General features: G+C 43.3%; 10 protein-coding genes and 1 riboswitch. Of the genes, 1 reads left to right on the top strand and 9 read right to left on the bottom strand.

Annotated elements, in window-relative coordinates:
* Window positions 1-68: 68 nt before the first annotated feature.
* The 3 genes from BSI_RS01235 to BSI_RS01225 are packed head-to-tail and all read right to left on the bottom strand — an operon-like array spanning window position 69 to window position 2,001.
* Window positions 69-608, bottom strand: coding sequence for a YpuI family protein (locus BSI_RS01235; RefSeq protein ID WP_004398199.1), 540 nt, complete (start codon window positions 606-608; stop codon window positions 69-71).
* A 54-nt stretch (window positions 609-662) separates the two neighbouring features.
* The gene (scpB, locus tag BSI_RS01230) at window positions 663-1,256 is read right to left on the bottom strand and encodes an SMC-Scp complex subunit ScpB (protein WP_003223904.1); all 594 of its coding nucleotides are present in this window, start codon (window positions 1,254-1,256) and stop codon (window positions 663-665) included.
* Window positions 1,246-2,001 carry a segregation/condensation protein A gene (locus tag BSI_RS01225; RefSeq protein WP_004398201.1) on the bottom strand — a complete coding sequence of 252 codons (756 nt, stop codon included), beginning with the start codon at window positions 1,999-2,001 and terminating at the stop codon, window positions 1,246-1,248. The genes scpB and BSI_RS01225 overlap by 11 nt, the downstream gene beginning before the upstream one ends.
* A 301-nt stretch (window positions 2,002-2,302) precedes the next feature.
* Between BSI_RS01225 and BSI_RS01220 the strand changes: the two genes are divergently transcribed.
* Window positions 2,303-2,827, top strand: coding sequence for a DUF309 domain-containing protein (locus BSI_RS01220; RefSeq protein WP_004398203.1), 525 nt, complete (start codon window positions 2,303-2,305; stop codon window positions 2,825-2,827).
* A gap of 13 nt (window positions 2,828-2,840) precedes the next feature.
* Here the strand turns inward: BSI_RS01220 and ribT are convergent, their stop codons facing one another.
* From ribT to BSI_RS22390, 6 genes are all read right to left on the bottom strand, one after another.
* Complete coding sequence (gene ribT / locus BSI_RS01215; protein WP_003223910.1) at window positions 2,841-3,215, bottom strand: GNAT family N-acetyltransferase RibT; 375 nt, start codon at window positions 3,213-3,215, stop codon at window positions 2,841-2,843.
* 112 nt (window positions 3,216-3,327) lie between these two features.
* Window positions 3,328-3,792 (bottom strand): 6,7-dimethyl-8-ribityllumazine synthase, encoded by a 465-nt coding sequence (gene ribH, locus BSI_RS01210; protein WP_003223915.1) that lies wholly within the window; start codon window positions 3,790-3,792, stop codon window positions 3,328-3,330.
* A 32-nt stretch (window positions 3,793-3,824) separates the two neighbouring features.
* Window positions 3,825-5,021 carry a bifunctional 3,4-dihydroxy-2-butanone-4-phosphate synthase/GTP cyclohydrolase II gene (locus tag BSI_RS01205; protein WP_004398206.1) on the bottom strand — a complete coding sequence of 399 codons (1,197 nt, stop codon included), beginning with the start codon at window positions 5,019-5,021 and terminating at the stop codon, window positions 3,825-3,827.
* A 14-nt stretch (window positions 5,022-5,035) separates the two neighbouring features.
* Window positions 5,036-5,683: a riboflavin synthase subunit alpha gene (gene ribE / locus BSI_RS01200; RefSeq protein WP_004398207.1), complete on the bottom strand. Its 648-nt coding sequence runs from the start codon at window positions 5,681-5,683 to the stop codon at window positions 5,036-5,038.
* Window positions 5,684-5,693: 10 nt separating this feature from the next.
* A complete protein-coding gene (ribD, locus tag BSI_RS01195; RefSeq protein ID WP_004398208.1) occupies window positions 5,694-6,779 on the bottom strand; it encodes a bifunctional diaminohydroxyphosphoribosylaminopyrimidine deaminase/5-amino-6-(5-phosphoribosylamino)uracil reductase RibD in 1,086 nt (361 codons plus the stop codon).
* A 130-nt stretch (window positions 6,780-6,909) separates the two neighbouring features.
* Window positions 6,910-7,054, bottom strand: a riboswitch (FMN riboswitch).
* A gap of 144 nt (window positions 7,055-7,198) precedes the next feature.
* The coding region (locus BSI_RS22390) for an IS3 family transposase (protein ID WP_219858582.1) at window positions 7,199-7,307 on the bottom strand (109 nt) is incomplete at its 5' end.

The raw sequence follows: 7,307 nt of genomic DNA on the forward strand, positions 1-7,307 counted from the left end.
TATGAATAACAATTATATAACGGCGGACAAACATAAAAAAACTCTCCCTGAAAAAGGGAGAGTAAACGTTATCTGATTGGCGCCATGCTTGATCCGGACGCTTCGTAATGAGCCAGCTCTTCTCTCATCTTCAGAAAGGCTGCGCTCAACGGCAATAATAATTGCTCAAGCGACGCAGGAACAGCATGGTAAAACTCAATTGCGCTGACCCCCGTATAAGACGCCCGGCTATTTTCACACCACGTGTCTTTTTTCGGCATAAAGAACTCTTCAATGCATTGGTGATACACATTGTACAGTGTTTTCTCCGCTCTGGCATCCTGAAAAGGCTCCTGCATCAAGAGACGGCGGCACGCTTCTGCGCCTCCTTCACAAAATACTGCCATTCTTCTCAGAGTGCTCAGCACATCACAGCAGTATCCTTTCTCAATAGGCAATTCAGCCTGTAAGGACTCCAGCGTCGTTTGATTTAGATAATCGTTAACGGTATTGACAACCATTGATAAGAATTCGCCTGTTTTTTGAGTCTGCACTCGCACAATCGAATGTCCCATTTCGTTTGGTATCTTCCCCTCATGTCTTTGTCTCTCACATTTTGCTTCTTTCATGATAGCTTCTTCCTTATATCTTATGATGATGAAAAAGCGCGATTCATTAAACTTCTATTTTATATCTTCGAAGGTTTGGTTAAAGTTTTCAAAAAATAAATCTGCTTCTTCTTGAAGAACGTCTTCTTCCGCATTTTCAGGAAGCGGCGGAAGCTCGTCCAGCGTTTTCAGACCAAATTGTTCAAGAAAAGTCGGCGTTGTGCCGTATAAAATAGCCCTTCCCGGACCGTCAGCCCGCCCGACTTCACACAATAGCGCCTTCGCAACGAGGCTGTGTAAAATCCGCTCTGATTTCACGCCTCTGATTTCTTCAATTTCTGCTCTTGTAATCGGCTGTTTATATGAAACAATGGCCAGCACTTCTAGAGATGCTTGAGAAAGGCCCTTTGACGGCACTTCAATCAGTTTTTTCAAGTACGGAGCAAAGTCTTTTTTGGTAGAGAGCATATACGTATCTGCATATTCAATAAGTTCAATGCCCCTTGTATCCCCGCGGTATTCATCTGCTACATCCGCCATAATGGTGTTCAGTTCAGGCTCTTCGATTTCAAGCACTGTTAACAGCTGCTTTTTTGTGAGCCCTTCATCGCCTGCCGCATAAAGAAGGGCTTCCACTATAGCTTTCCAATTCACGATATCAAGCCCCATGAATGGATTCACTCCCCGTAATGTAAATATCTGAAAAATTGTGCTCCTGTTCAATGAGAACCAGCTGATTTTTCATCAGCTCGAGAACGGCTAGAAAGGTCACTACCAAATGTTCTTTTTGCTCATACGGAAACAGATCCATAAAGTTGATTCTCGTTCCTCTTGATTTCAGACTGTGCACGATTTCGTTCATTCTGTCTTCGATTGGTATTTCCTGTCTTGTAATTGTTGTTTCCATCGGCCTTGTTATTTTTTTGCGTTTGAGCACTTTTTGAAAAGCCCCGATCATATCATAGACCGTGACAGAGAGCTTTTGCTCAGACTGCTTTACTTCTTTTGCATATTCGCTCAAATCACTCGGCGGTTTCGTGAACGATTTTTGTCTTTCTTCTTCCCGTTCTTTTAAATCCTTCGCCGCATCTTTATATTTTCTATACTCAATCAGCTTTTCAATCAATTCTTCCCGCGGATCTTCTTCTTCAAGTAATTCATCTTCAAAAAGCTCCTCCTCTTGCTTCGGGAGCAGCATTCTGCTTTTAATGCTGAGCAGCGTGGCAGCCATGACCAAATACTCGCTGGCAATATCGAGCTCAAGCACACGCATCGTATGTACATATAATAAATATTGTTCAGTGATCTTCGCCACAGGTATATCATATATGTCAATTTCAAGACGATTGATTAAATGAAGCAGCAGGTCCAATGGGCCCTCAAACGTATCAATTTTCACTTGATATTCTTCCATCATCTCACCATTTTCAAGTATCACTCTCATTGCCGGATAAACTGGCTACCCTTTAGTATAAGCCACCAAAAAGCTCTCGTCCAATACTATTTCATTTCCTGTTTTGAAGCGGTTTGTACAGAATATTCAAAACAGGAAATGCATTCGCTCAGACCATAGCAAAGGAGGTAGGAGAAAAAAGACTTAGCGGCGGTTTCCCTTTCATTGTCGAGCTAAAACAAAGAAGCTGCCAGGGCTGGGCGTTCTTTTTCCTTTTAACCTTCCTGTGTTACACTAAAGGCAGATTAAAGGAGGAAGCATCTTGTACCCGAAAGCTTATATTGATTATCTCGTTGAATTTCACGCGACGCGGGATTATTTTGAATGCCATGAAATATTAGAAGAATATTGGAAGGAAGATCCTCCAAACCAACGAAAAATGTATTGGGTCGGTTTCATCCAGCTTGCGGTCGCTTTGTATCATCACAGAAGGAAGAATACTGCCGGGGCAAAAAGACTGATGGCGAACAGCATCCGGATTCTTCAAGCGGAAAAACAAGCGGTCGAATGCTTGGGGCTTGATCATAGCGGTTTACTCGAGCTTATGCAGTCGGTTTACGAACAAATCGAAACGGGCTCTTCCTATAAAAGCATCATGCTGCCGATCAAAGATGAGAAGCTTGAGGAAGCATGCCGCGTTGAATGCAAGAAAAAGGAGTACACATGGGGGCAGCCCAGCACACTCACTGATACATTTCTTATCGACAAGCACCGTTTGCGGGATCGGACTGACGTCATCCTTGAACGTGAAAAAGAAATAGAACGGAGAAAAAAAAGCAGAGGCTGATTACAGCCTCTGCTTAATTATTGTATGAAATGTCTTGATCCTGCTGACCTTGACAACGTTCGAAAAAGCTCTGCGTTAATTCATTCGGAACCAGTACCTGCGTTTTGAATAAATGCTTTAGAGCATCCATCATCTGTTTTCCGATTCCTTGATGGCGATGAGAAGGATTCACACTGATATGCCGGATTTCAACCTCAGAATCCTTTTTTTCGACTCCGATTGCTCCGACGATATCCTCGTCCTCTTTCCAAAGAAAGAGCTGGCGGTCTGTATCCGTTTCGTAGTCCTTAATTGTCTGCTGAAGCTGCTTAAGGTCTTTTTCATTCGGCATGAACGAAAGAAGTCCCATCGCAATCTTTTCAAACGATTTTTTATAACGAATTAACATAAAAACCCCTCTATATCCAAAATGTCCAGTCTGCTATTAACGGATACGAATAGGTGATCCGTTTTCTCACATTATATCATTTTCGCCATATTTTTAAACTGTTTTCAGCAAATTATTCAAATGAACGGTTTAAATTTGCCATTTCTATGGCAGAAACAGCACAATCTACACCTTTGTTGCCCGCTTTTGTGCCGGCACGCTCAATTGCCTGTTCGATGTTTTCAGTTGTCACAATTCCAAAGATGACAGGTACGCCTGTAGTGTTTGCTGCTTGCGCGATGCCTTTGGCAGCTTCATTGCAGACATAATCGTAATGTGTTGTCGCGCCTCTGATGACTGTGCCCAATGTGATGATGGCGTCATATTTTTTTGTTTCCGCCATTTTTTTCGCAGCAAACGGAATTTCAAATGCGCCTGGAACCCAAGCCACATCGATATCATTTGTGTCTACGCCATGTCTGAGTAACGCATCTTCTGCACCGCTCAGCAGCTTACTTGTAATAAAATCATTAAATCTTCCTACTACGATTCCGATTTTAAGACCTGTACCAACTAAATTTCCTTGTATGATATTCATATGATTCCCATCCTTTTTTGTGATATTTGTGATTAGAAATGAAGTAAATGACCCAGCTTGTTCATTTTGGTTTGCAAATATTTTTTATTGTGTTCTTTTGCCTCCATTTGAAGCGGCACTCTTTCTGAAATACTGAGTCCGTAGCCTTCAAGGCCGGCAATTTTGCGCGGATTATTCGTCAAAAGCTTCATATTCCGCACACCGAGGTCGCGTAAAATTTGTGCACCGATGCCATAGTTGCGAAGGTCAGGCAAGAACCCGAGCGCTTCGTTGGCTTCTACGGTGTCATAGCCTTGTTCCTGAAGCTTATAAGCTTTTAATTTATTGATTAAACCGATGCCTCGGCCTTCTTGGCGCAAGTACAAAAGCACCCCCCGGCCTTCTGCGGCAATTTGCGTCAGCGCGGCGTGCAGCTGCGGGCCGCAGTCACAGCGATGAGACCCAAACACGTCACCTGTGAGACATTCTGAATGCACCCGGACCAATACCGGTTCTTCTCCGAACGGCACATCTCCCATCACAAATGCGACATGCTCTTTTCCGTCTACCTCATTTGTGTAACCGTAAACCTTAAATGTGCCAAAATCAGTAGGGAGCGTAATGTCGACTTCACGCTCGACTAGTGTTGTTAGATTGTAACGGTATTGAATCAAATCTTTAATGGTGATCATTTTTAATTGATGCTTTTTCGCAATTTCAATAAGCTCAGGCACTCTTGCCATTGTTCCGTCTTCATTCATAATTTCACAAATGACACCGGCTCCTTGAGATCCGCAGGCTTCGGCAAGGTCAACAGCAGCTTCTGTATGGCCCGCTCTTTTCAGGACACCTCCTTTTTTCGCAATCAGCGGAAAAATGTGCCCCGGACGCTGAAAATCAGACGGCACGGATTTACTGTCCAGCAATGCTTGAACGGTAAAAGATCTTTCTTGAGCACTGATACCCGTTTTCGTATTACGGTGGTCAATACTTACCGTAAATGCAGTATGGTGAGAATCTGTATTATGCTCAACCATGGGGTGAAGATCCAGCTTGTCTGCGATTTCCTCACTAAGCGGCGTGCAAATCAGCCCTCTTCCGTGTGTCGCCATAAAGTTAATGACTTCTGGAGTTGTATGCTCAGCAAGAGCCACAAAGTCTCCTTCATTTTCTCTGTCTTCATCATCTACAACTATGATGACTTCGCCTTTTTTTAAAGCGTCTAGTGCTTCTTCTATCGGATGAAACATGCAAATCTTCCTCTCTAAAAGCCGTTTTCGCTTAAGAAGGCTTTTGTAATGGTTTGTTGGGTCTTATTTTCATTGGCTTTATGCAAAAATCGATACATATATTTTCCGATCATATCGCATTCGATATTCACTTTAGAGCCGATCGTTTTTTCTGAAAAAATCGTTTCGCTGATGGTATGCGGTATTAGAGAAATTGTCACTGTATCTTCTGTCAGGCCGAATATTGTTAAGCTCACGCCATCAACGGTAATTGATCCTTTTAAGACCAATGTTTTTGTTAAAGATGGATCCATCTTTAAATCATAGTAAACAGCGTTGCTTTTCTCTTCAATACGTGTAATTTCAGCAGTTCCGTCGACATGGCCTGAGACAAAATGGCCTCCGAAACGGCCGTTTGCCGCCATCGCTCTTTCCAGATTTACTTTGCTTCCTTTAGATAGATCATTCAGTGACGTAGCTTTGACTGTTTCAGGCATAACATCCACTGTGAATTGATTCTTTGTAAAATCAGTGACAGTCAGACAAATGCCGTTAACTGCAATGCTGTCACCCAGATGAACATCCTCTAAAATCTTTGAGCATTTGATTGTTAAGGCTATTGAATGCCCTGCTTTTTTCATGGATTCGATTGTGCCTGTTTCTTCAATTATTCCTGTAAACATGGTCACCATCCTACTCGTTTATCGGTTTTGCCGTCAGTTTGATATCACGGCCGATTTGGGTTATATCAGTGAATTGTAATAAGGGGACATCTTTCATTGATTGAAAACCTTCACCGGAGATTAAGCTGGGAGCATGCAATCCTCCGATTAGTTTAGGGGCAAAATAGAAGATGATTTCTTGAAAACAGCCTTCTTTGACAAAGCTTCCGTGAACAGCTGATCCGCCTTCCACATACACCGACATGATACCTTCTTCCGCAAGGATTTTCAGAACATCGGGAACTTGAATGCGTTCAGTTTCAAGCGTAAATATGTTCACACCAAAAGCTGAAAGCCGTTTTTTCTTTTCCTCGTCTGCTCGTGCCGTTGTAAAAATCCATGTCGGCGCTGCTTGATCGCAAATCACTTGAGCGTCCTCAGGAATCGAGAGTGCGGTATCAAGTATTACCCGAACCGGCTGTTTTGTCACATTCGGCAGCCTGCAGGTTAAGCTTGGATTGTCAGCTATCACCGTGCCAACTCCGACTAGAATACTTTGGTGTGTTTTCCTGTACTGCTGAGCATCCTGTCTCGCGGCCTCTGAGGTGATCCATTTGCTGTCGCCCGTGCTGGTAGCTGTCTTTCCGTCAAGGCTTGCAGCAGCTTTTAGAGTGACGTAAGGGAGGCCTGTCCTCATGAAGTGCAAAAATTTTTCATTCAGCTTCTCCGCCTGATCTGCCAGGATGCCTTCCTTTACTTCAATACCGGCTTCTTCAATCATGCTGATCCCTCTTCCAGCCACAAGCGGGTTAGGATCTCTCATCGCCACAAACACTCTTTTGATGCCAGAGTTGATAATCAGTTCTGCGCATGGCGGTGTTTTTCCATAATGGCTGCACGGTTCGAGTGTAACGTAAATATCAGCACCCATTGCATGGGATCCGGCCATATTGATGGCATGAACTTCTGCATGAGCTTCGCCGTATTTTAAATGGGCGCCCATACCGACAATTTGTCCGTCCTTTACCACAACAGCGCCAACGAGCGGATTGGATTCGGTCTGTCCTTCGCCCTGCTTCGCAAGATCTAATGCCAGCTTCATATAATTCTCTTCCATTTGTTTCCCTCCCCTCTTTTATTGATTTACCGTCAAAAAAGCCCCGAATTTATAAAAAATCCGGGGCTTTAGGTATTTTACGCAATAGGAAATAACACTATGCATATTTAAACTTTTTGCATAGCGGCTCATCATCCTTCTCCCATCCAGACTTTCACTGTCGGCTTCAGCTTAAACTGAATCCACCGCGCGCTTATGCACACGGGTCACGGGCTCTAAAGCGCATTCGCTTTACTACCGCCGGTCGGGATTTCCACCCTGCCCCGAAGGATACAATCTTTATTCATTTGTCCTTAATGGCTATTATAGCGATCCTTTTTAAAGGACGCAATGAAATAAACTTACAATTTGAGAAAAACAAAAAAACACCCTTCGATCGGGACTGACCCCCGTTTTTGAGACAGGGATCAAAACACCTTTTAAACAGCCAATTGCCGATAGCTTATCGGTGATTGGCTGTTTAGTTTCGTTTGAATACGAATGTTGTTATAATAATAAATGTATTCTTTGACAGTGCGTTCTACGATG

Origin of the sequence: Bacillus inaquosorum KCTC 13429 (genome assembly GCF_000332645.1) — a bacterium.
In the GTDB taxonomy this organism is placed as follows: domain Bacteria; phylum Bacillota; class Bacilli; order Bacillales; family Bacillaceae; genus Bacillus; species Bacillus inaquosorum.

What these genes read in the sequence shown, in the direction of transcription:
- BSI_RS01235 (WP_004398199.1), bottom strand. Translation starts at nt 608, where the DNA reads ATGAAAGAAGCAAAATGTGAGAGACAAAGACATGAGGGGAAGATACCA.
- scpB (WP_003223904.1), bottom strand. Translation starts at nt 1,256, where the DNA reads ATGGGGCTTGATATCGTGAATTGGAAAGCTATAGTGGAAGCCCTTCTT.
- BSI_RS01225 (WP_004398201.1), bottom strand. Translation starts at nt 2,001, where the DNA reads ATGGAAGAATATCAAGTGAAAATTGATACGTTTGAGGGCCCATTGGAC.
- ribT (WP_003223910.1), bottom strand. Translation starts at nt 3,215, where the DNA reads ATGTTAATTCGTTATAAAAAATCGTTTGAAAAGATTGCGATGGGACTT.
- ribH (WP_003223915.1), bottom strand. Translation starts at nt 3,792, where the DNA reads ATGAATATCATACAAGGAAATTTAGTTGGTACAGGTCTTAAAATCGGA.
- BSI_RS01205 (WP_004398206.1), bottom strand. Translation starts at nt 5,021, where the DNA reads ATGTTTCATCCGATAGAAGAAGCACTAGACGCTTTAAAAAAAGGCGAA.
- ribE (WP_004398207.1), bottom strand. Translation starts at nt 5,683, where the DNA reads ATGTTTACAGGAATAATTGAAGAAACAGGCACAATCGAATCCATGAAA.
- ribD (WP_004398208.1), bottom strand. Translation starts at nt 6,779, where the DNA reads ATGGAAGAGAATTATATGAAGCTGGCATTAGATCTTGCGAAGCAGGGC.